The sequence below is a fragment of the Micrococcales bacterium genome, assembly GCA_016703125.1.
GTDB lineage: Bacteria > Actinomycetota > Actinomycetes > S36-B12 > UBA10799 > JADKAV01.
The window spans coordinates 26,842-44,779 of record JADJCR010000010.1 but is presented as its reverse complement, the minus strand read 5'-3'; the positions used below and the strand labels follow the sequence as shown (position 1 = coordinate 44,779).

Annotated in this window: 14 protein-coding genes and 2 pseudogenes; 6 read left to right on the top strand and 10 right to left on the bottom strand. The window is 70.2% G+C overall.

The window, feature by feature from the left end; all coding sequences use genetic code 11:
• Positions 1-49 precede the first annotated feature (49 nt).
• Positions 50-1,916: pseudogene (locus IPG68_14135) on the top strand (ABC transporter ATP-binding protein).
• Here the strand turns inward: IPG68_14135 and IPG68_14130 are convergent.
• From IPG68_14130 to IPG68_14115, 4 genes are read right to left on the bottom strand one after another with little or no spacing between them, the layout of a single operon-like run.
• Positions 1,911-2,690, bottom strand: a complete 780-nt coding sequence (locus IPG68_14130; GenBank protein ID MBK6764326.1) for an SDR family oxidoreductase — start codon at positions 2,688-2,690, stop codon at positions 1,911-1,913. The pseudogene IPG68_14135 and the gene IPG68_14130 sit on opposite strands and share 6 nt — an antisense overlap.
• Before the next feature lie 14 nt (positions 2,691-2,704).
• Positions 2,705-3,454, bottom strand: coding sequence for an SURF1 family protein (locus tag IPG68_14125; GenBank protein ID MBK6764325.1), 750 nt, complete (start codon positions 3,452-3,454; stop codon positions 2,705-2,707).
• 6 nt (positions 3,455-3,460) lie between these two features.
• Positions 3,461-3,673, bottom strand: a complete 213-nt coding sequence (locus IPG68_14120; GenBank protein MBK6764324.1) for a dodecin domain-containing protein — start codon at positions 3,671-3,673, stop codon at positions 3,461-3,463.
• A gap of 10 nt (positions 3,674-3,683) precedes the next feature.
• Entirely contained in the window at positions 3,684-5,510 is a 1,827-nt protein-coding gene (locus IPG68_14115) for a hypothetical protein (protein ID MBK6764323.1), read from the bottom strand.
• On the opposite strand from IPG68_14115, the gene IPG68_14110 reads away from it, so the two are divergent.
• Positions 5,498-5,851, top strand: a complete 354-nt coding sequence (locus tag IPG68_14110; GenBank protein MBK6764322.1) for a DUF3099 domain-containing protein — start codon at positions 5,498-5,500, stop codon at positions 5,849-5,851. The two genes, IPG68_14115 and IPG68_14110, sit on opposite strands and share 13 nt — an antisense overlap.
• A 5-nt stretch (positions 5,852-5,856) precedes the next feature.
• Here the strand turns inward: IPG68_14110 and IPG68_14105 are convergent, their stop codons facing one another.
• Together IPG68_14105 and IPG68_14100 are read right to left on the bottom strand one after the other, a co-directional pair.
• On the bottom strand, positions 5,857-7,200 hold the full coding sequence (locus IPG68_14105; GenBank protein MBK6764321.1) for a TldD/PmbA family protein: 1,344 nt from the start codon (positions 7,198-7,200) through the stop codon (positions 5,857-5,859).
• Positions 7,197-8,705, bottom strand: a complete 1,509-nt coding sequence (locus IPG68_14100) for a TldD/PmbA family protein (GenBank protein MBK6764320.1) — start codon at positions 8,703-8,705, stop codon at positions 7,197-7,199. The genes IPG68_14105 and IPG68_14100 overlap by 4 nt, the downstream gene beginning before the upstream one ends.
• A gap of 31 nt (positions 8,706-8,736) precedes the next feature.
• Here IPG68_14100 and IPG68_14095 point away from each other — a divergent pair, with 31 nt between their 5' ends.
• The gene (locus IPG68_14095; GenBank protein ID MBK6764319.1) at positions 8,737-10,236 is read left to right on the top strand and encodes a Mur ligase; all 1,500 of its coding nucleotides are present in this window, start codon (positions 8,737-8,739) and stop codon (positions 10,234-10,236) included.
• Between the two features lie 156 nt (positions 10,237-10,392).
• Here IPG68_14095 and cphA read toward each other — a convergent pair whose 3' ends face one another.
• Both cphA and IPG68_14085 read right to left on the bottom strand, forming a co-directional pair.
• Positions 10,393-13,098: a cyanophycin synthetase gene (gene cphA, locus IPG68_14090; protein MBK6764318.1), complete on the bottom strand. Its 2,706-nt coding sequence runs from the start codon at positions 13,096-13,098 to the stop codon at positions 10,393-10,395.
• Positions 13,099-13,106: 8 nt separating this feature from the next.
• On the bottom strand, positions 13,107-14,030 hold the full coding sequence (locus IPG68_14085) for a cyanophycinase (protein MBK6764317.1): 924 nt from the start codon (positions 14,028-14,030) through the stop codon (positions 13,107-13,109).
• An 88-nt stretch (positions 14,031-14,118) separates the two neighbouring features.
• Between IPG68_14085 and IPG68_14080 the strand changes: the two genes are divergently transcribed.
• On the top strand, positions 14,119-14,616 hold the full coding sequence (locus IPG68_14080; protein MBK6764316.1) for a histidine phosphatase family protein: 498 nt from the start codon (positions 14,119-14,121) through the stop codon (positions 14,614-14,616).
• 6 nt (positions 14,617-14,622) lie between these two features.
• Here IPG68_14080 and serB read toward each other — a convergent pair whose 3' ends face one another.
• Together serB and IPG68_14070 are read right to left on the bottom strand one after the other, a co-directional pair.
• On the bottom strand, positions 14,623-15,771 hold the full coding sequence (serB, locus tag IPG68_14075) for a phosphoserine phosphatase SerB (protein ID MBK6764315.1): 1,149 nt from the start codon (positions 15,769-15,771) through the stop codon (positions 14,623-14,625).
• The gene (locus IPG68_14070) at positions 15,768-16,424 is read right to left on the bottom strand and encodes a hypothetical protein (protein MBK6764314.1); all 657 of its coding nucleotides are present in this window, start codon (positions 16,422-16,424) and stop codon (positions 15,768-15,770) included. The genes serB and IPG68_14070 overlap by 4 nt, the downstream gene beginning before the upstream one ends.
• A 26-nt stretch (positions 16,425-16,450) precedes the next feature.
• Between IPG68_14070 and IPG68_14065 the strand changes: the two genes are divergently transcribed.
• A complete protein-coding gene (locus IPG68_14065; protein MBK6764313.1) occupies positions 16,451-17,236 on the top strand; it encodes an ABC transporter ATP-binding protein in 786 nt (261 codons plus the stop codon).
• Positions 17,233-17,898: pseudogene (locus IPG68_14060) on the top strand (sulfite exporter TauE/SafE family protein). The gene IPG68_14065 and the pseudogene IPG68_14060 overlap by 4 nt, the downstream one beginning before the upstream one ends.
• Positions 17,899-17,938 lie beyond the last annotated feature (40 nt).

Here is a 17,938-nt window from a genome sequence, read left to right as displayed (position 1 = left end):
GTGGTTGATGCAGCGGGGCGCTGACGCGCGTCCCTGAGATGGGGACGACATGTCGATGATGCGCACGCACATGGCGATGCGCTCCTTCTCGCGCGACGACAGCGTGACCGAGCACAAACTCGCACCGGGGACCGTGCGCCGCATCTTCGGGTATGCGGGCAACTACCGCGGGCTCATCGCCGGGTTCCTCGTACTGCTGGTGGTGGACTCCCTGCTGGTGATCGCGCAGCCCCTGTTGTTCCGGCGCATCGTCGACGACGGAATCACGCCGGGCGACGCGGCCGTGGTGACGGTGTCGGCCCTGTTCGTGGCGCTGCTCGCAGTGGTCGACGCGCTGGTCGGGCTGGTCAGCCGCTGGCAATCCGCCCGGATCGGTGAGGGGCTCATCTACGACCTGCGCACTGAGGTGTTCGGTCATGTGCAGCGCCAGCCCATCGCCTTCTTCATGCGGACACAGACCGGCGCCCTGGTGTCCCGTCTCAACAGCGACGTCATCGGCGCCCAGCAGGCGTTCACCTCGACGCTGTCCGGTGTGCTGGGCAATCTCATCAGCCTGGTGATCGTCCTGGTGACCATGTTCGCGCTGTCGTGGCAGATCACGCTGGCATCGCTGGTGCTGGTCCCGCTGTTCATCCTGCCCGCCAAGTGGATGGGACGGCGCCTGGCCGGGTTGACCCGCCAGCAGATGCAGATGAACTCGGACATGAGCACTCAGATGACCGAGCGGTTCAACATCGGCGGGGCACTGCTGGCCAAGCTCTTCGGCCGGCCCGCTGACGAGGACGAGGCCTTCGCCGGGCGGGCGGCCCGGGTGCGCGACATCGGTGTGCAGATCGCCATGGCCAACCGGTACTTCTTCACCGCGCTGACCCTCGTGGCTGCCCTGGCGACCGCGCTGGTGTACGGCCTGGGCGGCAACCTCGTGATCCAGGGCGCGCTGACCCTGGGCACGCTGCTGGCTCTCACCGGGCTACTGGCGCAGCTGTACGGCCCCTTGACGGCGCTGAGCAACGTGCGGGTCGACATCATGACGGCCCTGGTGAGTTTCGAGCGCGTCTTCGAGGTCCTCGACCTGCCGCCTCTGATCACGCAGCGCCCCGATGCGACCAGTCTGCCGCGGCGCCCTGTGAGCGTGCGTTTCCAGGACGTGCACTTCCACTACCCCTCCCCGAGCGAGGTGTCGTTGGCGTCCCTGGAGTCGGTGGCCGTAGGAGGAGGCGCGCACCAGCGACGAGATCCTGCACGGGGTCGACTTCGAGATCCCGGCGGGTGGCCTGGTGGCCCTGGTGGGACCCAGCGGCGCCGGTAAGACGACGATCACGCAACTCGTCGCCCGACTGTACGACGTGGACAGCGGGGCGGTCATGCTCGACGGGGTGGACGTCCGCGACATCACGCTGGAGTCGCTGCGCGACACGGTCGGCTACGTGACACAAGACGCCCACATGTTCCACGACACGATCGAGGCGAACCTGCGCTATGCGGCCCCGGAGGCCACAGAGGCGCAGATGTGGGCGGCGTGCGAGGACGCCCAGATCGCCGACCTGCTGCGCAGCCTCCCCGACGGTCTGAACACCGTCGTGGGGGACCGCGGGTATCGGCTCTCCGGTGGTGAGAAGCAGCGGCTGGCCATCGCGCGTCTGCTGCTCAAGCGGCCTGGCGTGGTCGTCCTGGACGAAGCCACCGCCCACTTGGACAGCGAGAATGAGCGGGCTGTGCAGCGTGCACTATCGGCGGCGCTGGAAGGGCGCACATCGCTGGTGATCGCTCACCGGCTGTCCACCGTGCGCGATGCCGACCTGATCCTCGTCGTGGAGAGCGGGCGGATCGCCGAGCGCGGCCGGCACGAGGAGTTGCTGGCCCGCGGTGGCCTCTACGCGCGGCACTACGAGCAGTTCAGCCTGAGCGCCTCATAGGCAGCGGGTGGCACCGCCGTCGATGGTGATCAGGGACCCGTTGATGTACGAGGCGGAGGGGGACAGCAGGAAGGCCGCAAGCCGGCCGAACTCCTCGGGCTCGCCGTAGCGCCGCAGGGGGATGGTCGCCTCCCGGCGCCGGCGCACCGCCATCGGGTCACCCTGCCGGGCATCCTGCGCGAAGACGTTGTCCGTCGCGATCCGGCCGGGCATGACGCCGTTGACGCGGATGCCCTGCGGGCCGACCTCGTCGGCGAGGTCCTTGACCATCATCGCCAGACCAGGTCGCAGGCCGTTGGACAAGGTCAGGCCGGGGATGGGGGAGCGTGCCGAGGTGGAGAGCACGAAGACGATGCTGGACCCGGTGCCGGTGGTCTGCTGGTCGCCGGTCGCCGATGCTGCGGTGGCCCGTGCCATCCGCAGGCCACCGAGGAACACCGTCTCGAAAGCCTCCCGCCAGGCGGCCTCCGGGGCGGTCATGGGCGTGCCGGGGGTGGGGCTGCCGGCGCTGATGAGCGCCCCGTCGAGCCGGCCGAAGCGGGCCAGGGCCGCCGCGGAGGCGATCTCGGAGGTGGTCTCCGCGCCCAGGTCGGCGGAGATGCCCACTGCCCGATCGGCCCCCAGTTCCTGCACCGCGGTGTTCAGGACCCCTTGGTCCCTGGCGACAACGACCACGTTGGCCCCTTCGGCCACCACCGCCTTCGCAGCAGCGAGCCCCAGCCCGCGGGAGGCGCCGGTGATCACTATGCAGCGACCGGAGAGTCCAAGATCCATAACTCCACTGTGCCTCAGGACGACCCGGATACCGCGCTTTCGGCCACCCGTGTTTCCTTCACCTCGCGGCGCAGGAGGATCACGTAGCCGACCGGCAGCAGCAGGAAGAAGATGACCCACTGCCCGGCGTATCCCAGATGGGGGCCGAGACCCGGTCCGGTCACCGGCAGCGGCGCGACGCTGTCCGCCGGTGCCGACGTGACGGCTTGCAGGTACGCGCGGTAGCAGGTTGGCTCTGGGCACAGCGCGGCGGTGGACAACGATGTCGCCTCGCCGTTGCTCAGCAGTCCCGCACCCCGTTGCGCTTCGGAGGGCTGCAATACCCCGGTGACGGTCACATCCCCGCCCGGTGGCGCCGGTGGCACCGGGCGCTCGGCGGTGGCACGAGTGGACTCGATCCAGCCGCGCAGCACCAGGATCGTGGAACCGTCGGCGCTGCGCAGCGGTGAGACGACCCACAATCCGGGGGTCCCCTCCAGCGACCGGTTGCGGATCAGCACCGTGCCGTTGTCGTACACCCCGGTCACCGTGACACTGGTGTACTGCCGATCGACGGGCAGATCCTCCGCGGGACCCAGGACCCCGGCCAGCGGCACCGGCAGTTCGCGCTCCGCGGCCGCCAACTGCTGCTCCTGGGCCGAGCGCCGCTCGTGGCGGTCGTACTGCCAGTTCGCAGCGACCAGGCACAGACCCATCAGCAGCGGCAGTGCGACCAGCATGCCGAGCCACTTGGGCTGGCGCAGAACGGCGAGGACGTCGGACACCTTCCGTTACTCGTCCTCGAGCCGGAAGCCGATCTTCAAGGTGACCTGGAAGTGCTCCACGTCGCTGTCGCGGATGTACCCGCGGATGTCCGTCACCTCGAACCAGTCGATGTGTCGAAGGGTCTGGGACGCCCGGGCGACACCGTTGCGGATCGCCTGGTCCACGCTTTCCGGTGATGTGCCCACGATCTCGGTGAGCCGGTAGGTCCTGTTGCTCATGACGCGCTCCTTACTCAGCCAGTCGCTGCAGTTCATCGGTGAGGTCGACACTCCCACCGTAGTTCAGGTCGCGGGGTACGACCTTGCCCACCTTCGCGGCGCTGACGCACACGGCGGTATCGGCCGAGGTGACCGTGATCGAGGACTCCCCGCCTTCGGCGCGCACGTAGACCCGGTGCTGACCGGGCAGGACTTCTGCGGTCACGGGCACACCGTTGCCGATGGCAACAGTGAAGAAGCCCGGGCCGGCCGCCCGGTAGAACAACTCCACGGTGTGCAGCCAGGGGATCAGCGCGTGTTCCAGCGGGATCGTCACCGCCCGGCCCGCCTCGACCACGTAACACCCGTCGGCGGCTGGCAGCGCCGCGGCTCCGTCGATGGCAGCCGGCACCAGTCGGCCCCGGTTGTCGAGGATCTGCAGCGTGTCCGTGCTGTTCGCGAAACCGGGCTGGTCGCGCAGCGGCGCCAGGAACCAGCTGGCCTGGTTGTAGGGATGGGTCACGGGCAGCAGCAGGAAGTCGGGGACGTCCTGGTCCAGCAGCGGCGCCTGCGGATCGGCGGCGGAGAGATCCGCCCGGGCGTTGCCGACCCAGCGCTGCGCCGGGTTCTTCGACCAGATGGCTGCGTAGGACAGCACGGACACCAGCACGAACAGGCTCACCACCGTCACTGTGCCGATCATGGGCCACCGCAGCCGCGGATCCCGCAGCGCTTTCAGGTGGGTGGCTGTGGTTGCGCCCACCGCGATGGCGATGGGGATCATCGCGGTTGCGACGTACCTGCCCGCCTGTACGACTCCGGGATCGCCGGCCGGGCCGAGCCGACCCACTGCGAACGTGCCCAGGTCGGCGGCGAGGTAGACCCCGGCGGCGATCCAGGCTTTCCGCGCCGGTCCGGGACGGCGAACTCCCAGCCCGACCACGGCGGCTCCGGCGAGTGCACCGAGCAGGATCACTACGGCCGACGGATCGGCGAAGGAGGCGCTGTAGTCGACCGGGGTCCAGTGCAGCGGGCCACCGATGAGGGCGGGAGCGATCGTGTTGAAGACGGCGCGTTTCACCAGTTCGGCGACTTGTCCGGGACCGGTCGGCAGGTGCGTGCGGCCCTGTGCGACCTGTGCGAAAGCGATGAGGTAGACCACGATGAACGCAAACCACGCGCTCCACAGGCGCCACCGCACGCGCAACGCACGCCGGCACGCGGTCCAGAACGATCGGTCGGCGTCCACCAGGACGGTGACCAGGAACAGCCAGACGACGATCAGCAGGCTCTTCTCGAAGAACAGCAGGGAGGCCCCGACCAGGCCGAAGGTGGTGAACATCGCGGCACGCGATCCGGTGCGCAGGTAGCGGGCATGGGTGACTGTGGCGAACAGCCCACATGTGATCAGGGGCACCAGGGTGAGGGCCGCCGACCACCAGGTCAGCCCCGGCATGACGATGGGGCTGAGCAGGAAGACGGCCAGCGCGACGACGGTCTGCACGCCCCGTCCCAGCAAGGTGGTGAACGCCCGCACGGCGGCCACGATCAGGAGCACCTCACCGATGACCATGGTGGCCGCGACGAGCCCGTAATTCAGGCCTGAGATCTCCTGGATCGCCCACACGACCGCGTAGGTGGCGGGCATGACATGACCGTCGTGATTGTTCAGCAGCAGATCGGCGGACGGCCCGAGCCGCGCCGCCTGCCCCTGCAGGATGAAGTCGTCCCAGTACAGCCAGCCACCGGCCATGACCACACCCCAGAGCAGCAGATGTGCGGCCACGACGACGGCGACGCCGGTGGTGAAGGCACGACTGGCGGCACGGGTCCGGGGTGGTTCCAATGTGGTCGTCATCGCGCCCCCGGCGATTGGCGGGCCTGGACGGGCGGGATTACCGTGGGGGAGTGGCAAGGACCAGGGACAGTGTGTCGATCACTGGCGCGCAGACCTCGTTGAGCGAGGATCAGCGCCAGCGGACCCGCCGGTACCTGATCTCGATGGCCATCCGCACGGTGTGCTTCATCGGCGCTATCGTGACCTCGGGCTGGCTGCGCTGGGCGCTGGTGGCCGCTGCCGTGGTCCTGCCGTACGTGGCGGTCGTCATGGCCAACGCCGGGCGTAGACGTTCGGATCGCCCGCAGCCGACGATCATCCTCACCGACCAGCGCGAGATCGGGGCGCGGCCCCGCGAGTGAGCCCCTCACATGGCCTCGCTGGGGCTGCTGAGGTTGAACCCGTCGACCAGCAGGGCCGGCATCTGGGTCCTGGTGAACCAGTCGGCCCACTCCCGCGGCAGGCAGAGCCTCGACGCTGACGCGTCCACGATGCGGGCCAGGACGTCGGGCACGGACACGTTGAATCGGAAGTTGCCCACCGCCGAGGCGATCCGGCCGTCACGGACCCGGTACACCCCGTCACGGGTCAGTCCGGTGAGCAGCAGGTTCTGCGGGTCGACCTCCCGGATGTACCACAGGCAGGTGATCAGCACGGCGTCGTCGGCGCGTGCCACGAGATCCGCCGGGTCACCCTGGCCCTCGGCGTCCTGCAGGATCAGGTTGTCAGCCAGGTAGACAGGTTCCAGCCCGCAGCGGGCGGCGGTCGGGCGACTCGCGCGCAACGCGGTCAGTCGGCCTCCGGTGATCAGGTGGGTACGCGACAGCGGCAGGCCGTTGTCGAAGACCGACTCCATGCTGCTGTTCGCGTCGACGACCAAACGGTCGCCTGTGCCGAGCCCGGGCTGGGCCGGGTCGGCGTACAGGTCCAAATGGCGGTGCGACAGGATCTCGCCGATCCGGGTGCCGCCGCCCGGCCGCGCGAACACGTTGTGGCCCTCGACGGCATCCCGGCCGTTGGCCGACCATGCCAGGTAGATCAGCAGGTCCGCGACGGCGCTGGGAGTGAGGATGACGCGGTGGCGCCCGGGTGCGAGGTCCTCACGCGTGGCCTGCACGGCCAGCCGTTCGGTCGTCATGCGGGCCGCGCCTGCGAAGTCGGCCTCGAGGCTGTTCGTCCCCCACCAGGTGGAACCGTGCTCCGCACGCGCCGACGACTCGATGCGCACCGCGTCCTGCGCGTGTCTGGCCCGGGTGCCCGCGGTGGTGGCCAGATACGTGGTGGTGCGGTCCAGTTCGGCGTACCCGAACTGCGCCTCGGGCTGGTCGAGGAACGTGCGGACCGCGCCCAGCATGGCGTCGGTGTCAGCCTCGGGGATACTGACCGGTCCGTCGCCGAAGTCCACGGCGGACGGTCCCGGGACCAACTCCGCACTGTCCGTCGTGGGTGCCTTCAGCGCGGCTTCGGCACACCCCCGCGCCAGAGCAGCGGCCTGTTCGCCGTCAGCCACCTGCCCCGAACTGACCGCCACCCGGCTGCCGCCGTCGGCCGGATGCATGGCGATGACGGTCATCGAGGCGGTGCGGGTGTCCCCGTTGGTGGTCAACGCGGAGTTGGCCCATCGCAGGTTCTGCGTGTGGGCGCTGCGCAGGATCACGCAGCCGGAGTCGAGGTGGCCAAGGGCAGTAGTGACCAGGCCGTCGGGGTTCATCGGGCCTCCTCGCGGGCGTTGAGCACGTTCACGCTCTGGAACACGGCCGACGGACAGCCGTGCGACACCGCGGCGACCTGGCCCGGCTGGCCCTTGCCGCAGTTCATGGCCCCACCCAGCAGGTAGGTCTCGTCGCCGCCGAGGGCCGCCAGGCTTCCCCAGAACTGCAGCGTGTTGGACTGGTAGGCCACATCGCGCACCTGGCCGGTCAGCCGGCCGTGACGGATGCGGTGGAACCGCTGGCCGGTGAACTGGAAGTTGTAGCGCTGCATGTCGATCGACCAGGACTTGTCACCCACGATGTACAAGCCGTCGTCGACGCCTGCGATGAGCTCGTCGGTGCTGGGGCCCCCGGGGGCTGGGCGCAGACTGATGTTCGGCATGCGCTGGATCGGGACGTGCTCGGCGCTGTCGGCGTACGCGCAGCCGTTCGACCGGCTGTCCGGGCCGGCCATCTGCCGGTCGAGCTGGTAACCCACGAGCACGCCGTCGCGCACGATGTCCCACTCCTGGGCCGCCACCCCCTCGTCGTCCCAGCCGACGGTGGACAACCCGTGCGGCGCGGTGCGATCCGCGCGGATGTTCATCAAGTCGCTGCCGTAGCGCAGTGTTCCGAGGTGATCCGGGGTGGCGAACGAGGTGCCGGCGTAGTTCGCCTCAAACCCCAGCGCGCGGTCCTTCTCCGTGGCGTGCCCGACGGACTCGTGAATGGTCAGCCAGAGGTTCGTCGGATCGATGACGAGGTCGTAGGCGCGCGGATCGACACTGGGCGCCCGGGTCTTCTCGATCAGCAGGTCCGGCAGAACGGACAACTCCTCCTGCCAGGGCCAGTGGGCGGATACATACTCCCAGCCCCGGCCCGCCGGCGGGGCAGTGCTGGACATGTCGTCGAAGCCGGAACCGGTGAGGAGCACGGCGGTGTAGACCGGGTGCGTGCGCGCGCGCTGCTGCCAGAGGCGGGCGCCGGTCTGGTCAGCCAGATAGGTCGTCTCCAACGCGCACTCCAGCGTGGCACTGGAGTGATCGACGCGGTCGGCGAAGGTTGCGCACTGCTGACGCACCTGCTCGACCATCTCATCGATCGGCACGGCGAAACTGTCAATCTCGTAGTCCGAGATGTGTACGCCCATCACGGGCGGCTCGTCGGCGAGGACGACCTCGGGGCCGGGCAGCCGGGCCGAACGGCGCGCGAGTTCGCATGCACGCCTGGCGGTCGCGGCGACCGACTCCGGGTCGAGCGCCGTGGTGGCGGCGAACCCCCACGCCCCGTCGACGACCACCCGGACGCCGAGCCCGATGTCACGCTGCTCGAGGGCGGTCTCCACCGTGAGATCCCGTAGGTGCACGTGACGCTGGCGGGTCTGGTGGACGCGGACGGCGGCGTACGCCGGGTGGTACGGGGCGCAGCTGTCCAGCGCGGTATCGCCCAGTGCAGTCGCATCGACACTGCGGAAGTGCGGGTCGAAGCGCCTGAGCAGGTCGGGGTCCGAGGTCACACCCCGCATTGTGCCCTCTACGCGTGACACGCTGGCCCCTGTGACGGTGATTCTGGACCTGCGTGTCCTGCCCGGCCCCAATCCGGACGTCGGTGGCCCTGCCGTGCGCCTGAGCGTGGCCGGACCGTGGGCCGGCTTGGATCGAACGGTGGAGACGGTCCGGCTGGCCGCCGGCGCCGTCGGAATGCCCCTGGATCCCGGCACCCTGGTGACCCGCCCCACGGATGACGGGTACGTCGTGGCGTGGCCGGTTCCGGACCGCGGCCTGGCGGATGCACACGCCGAGGCTGTGCGGGCGCTCCTGTACGACGCGCCGGTACCCGTCTGGGAGCAGTCGTCACCCCGGCCCTTCGACCTGCTGGATCCGCCGGTGCCCTGCGTGGCGATCAGCGGGACGAACGGCAAGACCACCACGACCCGGCTGATCGCCCACTGTGCCCGCACGGCCGGATTCAGCACCGCCTGGTCCAGCACCGACGGCGTCTTCCGCGACGGCGAACTGGTGGCCGCCGGCGACTACAGCGGTCCGGGTGGTGCGCGGCGGGTGCTCGGTGAGCCGGGTGTGGGTTTCGCGGTGCTGGAGACCGCCCGGGGTGGCCTGTTGCTGCGGGGGATGAGCGTGCGGCGCGTTGACGTCGCGGTCGTGACGAATGTGGCCGCAGACCATCTGGGCAGCCACGGGATCAACACCGTCGAGCAGTTGGCGATGGTCAAGGCGACCGTGGTGAGAATCGTGGACCCGGCGGGGTGGACGGTACTCAACGCCGACGAACCGCTGGTCCGTCACATGGCCGAGCAATCGTCGGGGCAGCCGTGGTTCTTCGGATTCCAGGCCGACGAGGTGGGGCAGCGCTTCACCACCGTCCGCGACGGACACCTGGTCGTGACCGGGTCCCTGTCCGCGGACCTCGGCCCCGTCGACACGATGCCGGTCACAGTCGGCGGCATGGCCCGTTTCAACGTCGCCAACGTGATGGCCGCCGCGTCCGCGGCGCTGGCCACCGGTATCCCCGCAGAGGTCGTCGCCGCGGCGCTGCGGACGTTCCGCCCGGACAGCATCTCGTCCTCGGGCCGCTTCAACTGCTGGCAGGTGGACGACCGACTGGTGATCCTCGACATGGCCCACAACACCGAGAGCCTGCGCGAACTGCTGACCACCGCCCGGCATCTCGCCGGACGGGGACGCCTGCGGGTGGCGTTCGGCACCGCCGGTGACCGCGAGGACGAGGTGCTGCAGGGGATGGGTTTCGCAGCTGTCGACCTCGCCGACGAGGCCTTCCCGGTGGACAAGCCCGGCTACCTGCGGGACCGCACGGCCGAGGAGATGCGCGCGCAGTTCCTCGCGGGGATGGCCGTGGCGGGATCGACCAGCACGCGGTGTTTCGACAGTGAGTTGGATGCCCTGAACGCGCTCGTCGAGCGCAGCGCCCCGGGCGACGTCGCTGTCATCACGATCGCCGAGCAACTGCCCGAACTCCAGCAGTGGCTGCGCGAAAGCGGCGGCGCGGAGGTCGATCCGACCTCATGGCTGCGGCGCTGACACCGGCGTGACGGGCGGCCGGAATCCCGGTCGCATCCGGCCTGGTTGGAGGATGGGCACCGTGTTGGGGAAGCCACGCGTGGGTTCGCCAACGGTGACGGATCTCCACCCTCGAGGCCGGGGCCCTTTCCACGTCCGGCCTCGTCCGCCCGGACCTCAGCCGGAGTGGGCGGCGTCCATCAGGGTGTCGGCCAAAGCCTGCATGTCGTCGCCCATGACCGCCACGACGTCACCGGGGTTGGCCACCTCGAGGGCGTACGTGGCCGCCTCGACCTCGTCGAGGATCGTCGTGACCTCCCGGGCCCTGCCCTGCGGCCGCTCCCGCACGCCTTCGGCGATGAGCGCAGCCACCTCACCGGACTGCCGGCCGCGGCGTTTCTGGTCCTCCCGGATGACGATCACGTCGAAGAACTCCGCGGCGGTACGCCCGAGTTCCACGATGTCCTCGTCGCGGCGATCGCCGGCCGTGCCCAGCACACCGATGCAGCGGCGGCGCGCGATGTCCTGGCCGCTCTTCGTGAGCCCGTCCAGGTAGGACAGCAGGAACTCCCCGAGTGCGCGCAGCCCGGCGGCATTGTGGGCGTAGTCCACGAAGCCGTGGATCCCGTTGACGTCGATGTAGTTGAGCCGGCCAGGGGCGGAGTCCCACGTCGGCAGGAACCCGGTCAATCCGGCCCTGATGTCGTGCAGGTGGGCACCCTGGGCGAACGCCGCGCCCGCCGCGCACATGGCATTCATGACATTGAAGCGGGCCCTGCCCCCGTAGGTCGCAGGCAGCCGGTCGCAGTAGGTCAACCGCATGGTGCGCCGTCCCTGCCTGAGCAGGATGTACTCGCCGCGATCGTCGTTGTCCAGCAGCACCGCGGTGCCGCCGCGGCGACAGTGGGCCTCCGCGAGTTCCCGGCCCTGTGTGCCCGGTTGACCGAGGCTGACCCATATGACATCGCCACGGCAACGCCTGCGCATCCCCGCGACCAGGGGGTCATCGGCGTTGAGCACGGCGAAGCCGTTGCGTGGGACCGCCTCCACGATCACGGCCTTGACGTCGGCGAGTTGTTCGAGGGTGTTCACACCGCCGATTCCCAGATGGTCGGGCGCCACGTTGGTGACCACGGCGACATCGTTGCGGTCGTAGCCGAGCCCCTCGCGCAGGATGCCCCCCCGCGCGACCTCGAGGACCGCGAAGTCCACACGGGGGTTCTGCAGAACCATCCGTGCGCTCTTGGGCCCGGAGGCGTCGGCCTGGATGATGAGGCGCTGGTCGATCGTGATGCCGTCGGTCGAGGTCATCCCCACCTTGCGCCCCATGCCCTTGAAGATCGCGGCGATCATGCGCGCGGTGGTGGTCTTGCCGTTCGTGCCCGTCACCGCGACGATCGGCACGCGGGAGGGGGAACCGGCTGGGAACAACTGGTCGATCACGGACTTCGCGACGAACTGCGGTTCGCCCACGGTGGGGTGGGTGTGCATCCGGAAGCCGGGTGCCGCGTTCACCTCGCAGATCCCGCCGCCGGTCTCGCGCACCGTTTCCGCGATGTCCGGGCAGATGAAGTCGATCCCCGCGACGTCGAGCCCCACCACCCGGGCTGCCTCCTCGGCGATCTCGACGTTGTCGGGGTGGGCGTCGTAGGTCCGGTCGATGGAGATGCCGCCGGTGCTCATGTTCCCGGTGGCCGCCAGCCGGACCTCGCTGCCTGCCGGCGGCACATCGTCCATGGCGAAGCCCTGCTCGGCCACGAGTTCCTCAGCGGCCTCCGTGATGCGGATGCGGGTGAGTACCTTCTCGTGGCCGACGCCACGGCGTGGGTCGGCGTTGACGATGTCGACGAGTTCGGCCACGGTGTGCTGGCCGTCGCCGATGACGTGCGCAGGCACCCGCTCGGCCACGGCCACCATGTGTCCTCCGATGACCAGGACGCGGTAGTCCTTGCCCGTGTAGAAGGACTCCACGATGACCCGGCCGTTGCGGGCCTGGTCCTTCGCAGCAGGGAAGGCGGCCTCGACGTCCGACGCATTGCGCAGGTCCAGTTGCACGCCGCGGCCGTGGTTGCCGTCCGCCGGTTTGACCACGACCGGGTAGCCGACCCGCTCGGCGAGCCGGACCGCCTGCTCGGCTGTGCGGCAACTCTGCGAGTGCGGGACGGGAAGCCCCGCAGCACCCAGCAGCCGCCCCGTGAGCTCCTTGTCCGAGGCGATGTCGACGGCCAGGGCACTGGTCTGCGACGTCATGGTGGCGCGGATGCGCCGCTGGTGCACACCCTGCCCGAACTGCACCAGGGAGCCGGAGTTCAGACGGATGTAGGGGATGTCCCGGCTGGCTGCCTCGTCGACCAGGGCCTGGGTGGACGGGCCGAAGGCGTAGCGCTCGGCGTCGAGCAGGAACCGCTCGAACTCGGCCGGGAAGTCGCAGTCCGGATCCGGCTCGACCAGGTGGTTGACCAGGCGCACCGCGAGTCGTCCCGCAGCCACCCCCACCCGCTCGTCGAAGTAGCCGTAGATGACGTGGTACTGCCCGGGGATCTCCGCCGAGCGGGTCTTACCGCGCCGGATCTCGTGCCCGGCGCCGGCCTGCAGTTCCAGGGCGACGTGCTCGGCCACGTGTCCGAGCCAGGTGCCCTCCTCCAGCCGCTCGAAGAACCCGCCGCGCTTGCCGCGCGAACACGTGTGGTCCCCCACGCCTGGCAGGACCGCCATGAGCCCTTCGACGAAGTTGGGTATGCGGGCGCTGGGCCACTGCTCGAGTTCGCCGAGGTCCACGAGCAGGTGGATGCACTGGTCGTAGGACCACACGTTGGGTCCCCGGTAGACGCGGGTGCGCAGGATCTCCAGCGTGGCGCGGGGAACCTCGACGGACTCAGTCATGACACTCCTCAGGTGGGTGGGCGCAGGCGGCGACGCTTCACGCCCCGCTCCGCGTTGCGGTCATGCACGCCCTCGGCGTTGACCCGCCGGGTGGCTGTCGTGGGGGAGACGTGCTCGGAGGTGCGCCGGGCGATCTGCGCCTGCTCGACAGCCGTGCGGTACTCCAGCAACTCCCGGCGCGCCAGGTCGAAACTGGTGCCCGTGGGCAGGAAGTGGACCTTCGCGCCGGAGATGAGGATGGGTTCGGTGCCGCGCGCCGCGTAGGCGTTCGTCGCCGCCGCGTCAGCCTCCGCCAGGAACACCGCGCCCCGGCCGTAGACGTCCATGACGGTCTCGTCGCGCACGATCGCGGAGGTGTCCTCATCCACACCCATCCCCAGCAGGCTCGGGCTGGCCGCCACCAGCGACAGCAGTCGTCCGAAGCGCCCCCGCTGTGCGAAGTGCTGGTCGACCACGACGTCGGGCAACAGGCCCAGTCCCTGCGCGAGGCTGGCCATGCGCTGCTTGGGGGTCTCGCCGCTTGTCCCGAGGGCGACCATGTGCTCGCTGACCACCGAGGCGCCGGCGCTGGTGCCTCCCACGAGCACGCCCTGGTGGTACATCCGGGTGATCCGCTCGCCGAGAGCGGTCCCGCGCAGCACCCCGGCCAGCCGGGCCTGGTTGCCGCCGGTGAAGAAGACCCCGGTCGCGCCGTGGATCGTCTTGGCGGCCACCGGGGCGTCGGCTTCTGCCCGGTTGATCGGCCGGACCGACAGAACCTCCCGGGCGCCGAGGTCGTAGAAGACCTTCTCGTACAGGTCGGTGATCTCGTCGCCGAGTGAGGAGGCAGTGGCGCAGACGGCGATGATCGCATCACTACCCCCGGCCAGTGCCACGAACCGGCGCAGAATACGGCGGTGGCCCAGTTTGTCCTCGGCGCCACCGATGATCATGAGGCGTCTGGTCGCTGAGTCCACCTGCCAAGGTTACGAGGTGCACCACGCTGGTCGCGCGGCTCACCGGGCTGGCAGACTGCGGCGTGTGGCCGCCACCCTGATCCTGTTGCGACATGCCAAGAGCGCGTATCCCGCCGGCGTCGCCGATCACGACCGCCCGCTCAATGGCCGTGGCCGGCGGGACGCCCCGGTGGCCGGGAGGCTGATCGCCACGCACGTGCCGCACGTCGACCTGGCGCTGGTGTCCACGGCGGTGCGTGCCCAGCAGACCTGGGAACTCGCGACCGCCGCCCTGCAGGTGGCGAAAACCCGCGACGTCGCGGAGCTGTACCTCGCCTCACCGGACATCATGCTGCGCCGGGTCCGCGCGGTGACCGCCTCGACATTGGTCCTGGTGTCGCACAACCCGGGCACCGAGGAACTCGCCGAGCGGCTCACCGCCAACACGGGTAGCCCGGAGTACCGACGGATGCTGCAGAAGTTCCCCACCGCCGCGTTCGCCGTGCTCACCGCCGACAAACCCTTCTCCGGCTGGGGCTACGGATCGGCCACACTGTCCGCCTTCGAGGTGGGCAGGGGCTGAGGGTGCTCAGGTGTTCAGGGCTTCCACCTGCTCGCGGGTGATCCCCAGCAGATAGAGCACCGAGTCCAGGTACGGCGCGCTCACCGCGGCGTCCGCGGCCGCCGCCACCGCGGGTTTGGCGTTGAACGCTACTCCCAGACCGGCTGTGGCCAGCATGTCGAGGTCGTTGGCGCCGTCCCCGATGGCGACCGTGCGGGACAGGGCGAACCCGAACTCCTCGGCGAACTCCCGCAGGGCCAGTGCCTTGCCGGGCCGGTCCACGATGGGCGGGACGACGCGGCCGGTGAGGACGCCGTGTGCGGTCTCCAGGGTGTTCGCACGGAAGCGATGCACCCCGAGCTGCTCAGCGAGCGGTCCGACGATCTCGGAGAAACCGCCCGACACCAGGGCCAGCCGGTATCCCAGGGAGTTCAGCGTGCGGCACAACGTGCGGGCGCCGGGGGTCAGGCGCACCGCTGCCCGGACGGTGTCCAGTGCGGCTACCGGGGTGCCCGCCAGCGCCGCGACCCGTTCCTGCAGGGATTCCGCGAAGTCGAGCTCACCGGCCATCGCCCGCGCCGTCACCGCGGCCACGGCCTGTTCGCAGCCCGCCTCCCGGGCCAGCAGATCGATGACCTCGTCCTGGATGAGGGTCGAGTCGACATCCATGACGACCAGTCGCGCCCCCTGCCGGATGATCTCAGCCGACTGGACGGAGATGTCCACACCGAGGCTCGCGGTGACCGGCGCCAGGGCCTGTTTGAGGTCCACGGCGGGGACGCCGCTGACGCTGACCTCGATAGCGGTCACGGGGTAGTCCGCGGTGCGCACGATGCGCTCGATGTTGCCGCCGCGGGCAGCGATCTCGGCGGCGATGCGGGCCAGGTCGGAGGCGCCCAGTGCCACGGCCATGAGCACCACCTGGGCCGTGGGGGCACGGCGGTCGACCACGTCGGTGCACCCCGAGGTGACATCCAGTTCCATGTTGAGGCGCGTGGCGCGCTCCCGGACCTCGTCCATGTGATCTGCACCCACCGCCACGGACAGCACCAGCCGGCCCTGCACCACCAACTGCTCGATGTCGCGCACGACCACGTCCGGGCCGAGGGATCCGAGCAGGTCGGCCGTGATCCCCGGCCGGTCCCACCCGGTGAAGGTCAGGGTGGTGGTGCTCACACCGGCCTCCGGATGTGCCCTGCTGTCCGGCCACCGTGAACCGGTTGCGGGTCCATGTACGCGGCGAGCGCGGCACGGACGGCGGCGGTGAGCACCTGGGCCACCTCGGGTGTCCGCTGTTCGACGGGGACCGCCGCGACGGCGGTCCACAGCCGCACCGCCCGGACCAGCAGACCCTTGCGCTCGGGATCGGCGTCAGGGGGCAGCGGCCGCACCGATGCCCGGGGTACGGCCGCGCCGAAACGGGTGCCGCCCTCGCGGATGGCGTGCTCGGCGGCCACGACCGCCTGTGCCAGATCGGAGGCTGCCGATCGCAGGTCCAGGTCCGGCGGCCGGACGGCATCCGCCGTCCGCAGGGTCCACGAGTCGCCGTCAGGCAGCAGGACGTGCGACGGTTCCCGGTGCGCTGCATGCAGGATCACCGCCTGTCCGGCCGCCACCGCGCATCGGTTCACCGCCACGGGACCGGGCAGTGCGCCCACCCCCAGCTCCGGGCAGTAAGCGGTCAGGGCCACCGTCGAGGTGCGCAGTCCGGCCAGCGCACCGAGCGCCACCGGTCCCACGAGTTCGAGCAGGTCGTCGCCCCCGGCGCTGCCCCGCCACCAGGCGGGGATCCACCCGGTGAGTTGGAACGCGGCGGGAACGACCGTCATGGCTACCCAGCGTAGGGTTAGGTCTCGTGTCGGACGTCATCAACCTCGTCGACGTGTCCGTCATCCGCTCCGGCAACGCCATCCTGGCGGGAGTCGACTGGGCGGTTGCGGAGGGGGAGAACTGGGTGGTGCTGGGACCGAACGGTGCCGGCAAGACCACGGTCCTGCAGATCGCAGCGACGCTGATCCATCCCAGCGCGGGTACCGCCGAGGTGCTCGATGAGCGGCTCGGCGCAGTGGATGTCTTCGATCTGCGACCCCGGATCGGGCTGGCCAGTTCGGCGCTGGCCGTGCAGGTCCCGGACTCCGAGCGCGTGCGCGACGTCGTGATGACGTCGGCCTGGGCGGTGCTCGGGCGATGGCGGGAGTCCTACGACCCCGCCGACGAGCACAGGACGCTGGCACTGCTGCGGGCGTGGGGGCTGTCCGGACTGGCGGAGCATCGCTTCGGCACCCTCAGCGAGGGGGAGCGCAAGCGCTGCCTGATCGCCCGCGCCCTGATGAGCGACCCGGAACTGCTGCTGCTCGACGAGCCTGCCGCTGGTCTGGACCTGGGAGGGCGCGAGGACCTGCTGCGGCGGATCGACACCCTCACCGCTCAGCCGAACGCCCCGACGGTCGTGATGGTGACCCATCACGTCGAGGAGGTTCCTCGCGGCACCACCCACGTGCTGATGCTGCGGGAGGGCACGGTTGTGGCTGCTGGACCGGTTGCGGGGACCCTGACCTCGCAGAACGTCTCGGCCACCTTCGGCATCGACGTCGTCGTCGAGCGGCACGGCGACCGCTGGTCGGCACGCGTCGGGTCATGACGCTGCAGGAAATGGTTCTGCTCGCCGCGGCTGGTGTCGCGGCCGGCGGGGTGAATGCGGCGGTGGGCTCCGGCACCCTCATCACCTTCCCGACGCTGCTGGCCATGGGCGTGCCGCCGGTCCTGGCCAACGGCACCAACTGCCTCGGCCTGGTGCCGGGCAGCGCGAGCGGCGCCTATGCCTTCCGCGACGTGCTCACCGCACGGGTGTGGCGGTGGGCGGCCATCGTCGCCGGGGCGGCGGTGGCCGGAGCGCTGCTGGTCCTGGTCCTGCCCAGTGAGGTGTTCGCCGCGGCCGTGCCGTGGCTGATCCTGCTCGCCGTGGTGCTGGTAGCTGTGCAGCCCCTGGTCGTCAAGCACCTACCGCCGCCGAACCGTCGGACGAGTGCGGTCTACATGACCAGCTCCGGCCTCTACGGCGGTTACTTCGGGGCCGGACAGGGCATCGCGTTCCTCGCCGCCCTGGCAGCCAGTGGGGTGCCCTCGATCCACGAAGCGAACGGGGCCAAGAACGTCCTGGCCGGCGTGGCCAACGGCAGCGCCGCGGTGATCTTTCATCATCGGCGGCCAGGTGCTCTGGTCCGCGGCGGCCGTGCTCGCCGTGTCCTCGCTGCTGGGCGGCTGGTTGGGGGGCGACTGACCCGCCGCATGCCCCCGCGGCGCTACGGGCCCTGGTCATCGTGGTGGGCTTGGTCGCCGCGAC

What these genes read in the sequence shown, in the direction of transcription:
- IPG68_14110 (MBK6764322.1), top strand. Translation starts at nt 5,498, where the DNA reads ATGTGGTCGTCATCGCGCCCCCGGCGATTGGCGGGCCTGGACGGGCGG.
- IPG68_14120 (MBK6764324.1), bottom strand. Translation starts at nt 3,673, where the DNA reads ATGAGCAACAGGACCTACCGGCTCACCGAGATCGTGGGCACATCACCG.
- IPG68_14130 (MBK6764326.1), bottom strand. Translation starts at nt 2,690, where the DNA reads ATGGATCTTGGACTCTCCGGTCGCTGCATAGTGATCACCGGCGCCTCC.
- IPG68_14070 (MBK6764314.1), bottom strand. Translation starts at nt 16,424, where the DNA reads ATGACGGTCGTTCCCGCCGCGTTCCAACTCACCGGGTGGATCCCCGCC.
- IPG68_14100 (MBK6764320.1), bottom strand. Translation starts at nt 8,705, where the DNA reads ATGCGGGGTGTGACCTCGGACCCCGACCTGCTCAGGCGCTTCGACCCG.
- IPG68_14105 (MBK6764321.1), bottom strand. Translation starts at nt 7,200, where the DNA reads ATGAACCCCGACGGCCTGGTCACTACTGCCCTTGGCCACCTCGACTCC.
- IPG68_14115 (MBK6764323.1), bottom strand. Translation starts at nt 5,510, where the DNA reads ATGACGACCACATTGGAACCACCCCGGACCCGTGCCGCCAGTCGTGCC.
- IPG68_14085 (MBK6764317.1), bottom strand. Translation starts at nt 14,030, where the DNA reads ATGATCATCGGTGGCGCCGAGGACAAACTGGGCCACCGCCGTATTCTG.
- cphA (MBK6764318.1), bottom strand. Translation starts at nt 13,098, where the DNA reads ATGACTGAGTCCGTCGAGGTTCCCCGCGCCACGCTGGAGATCCTGCGC.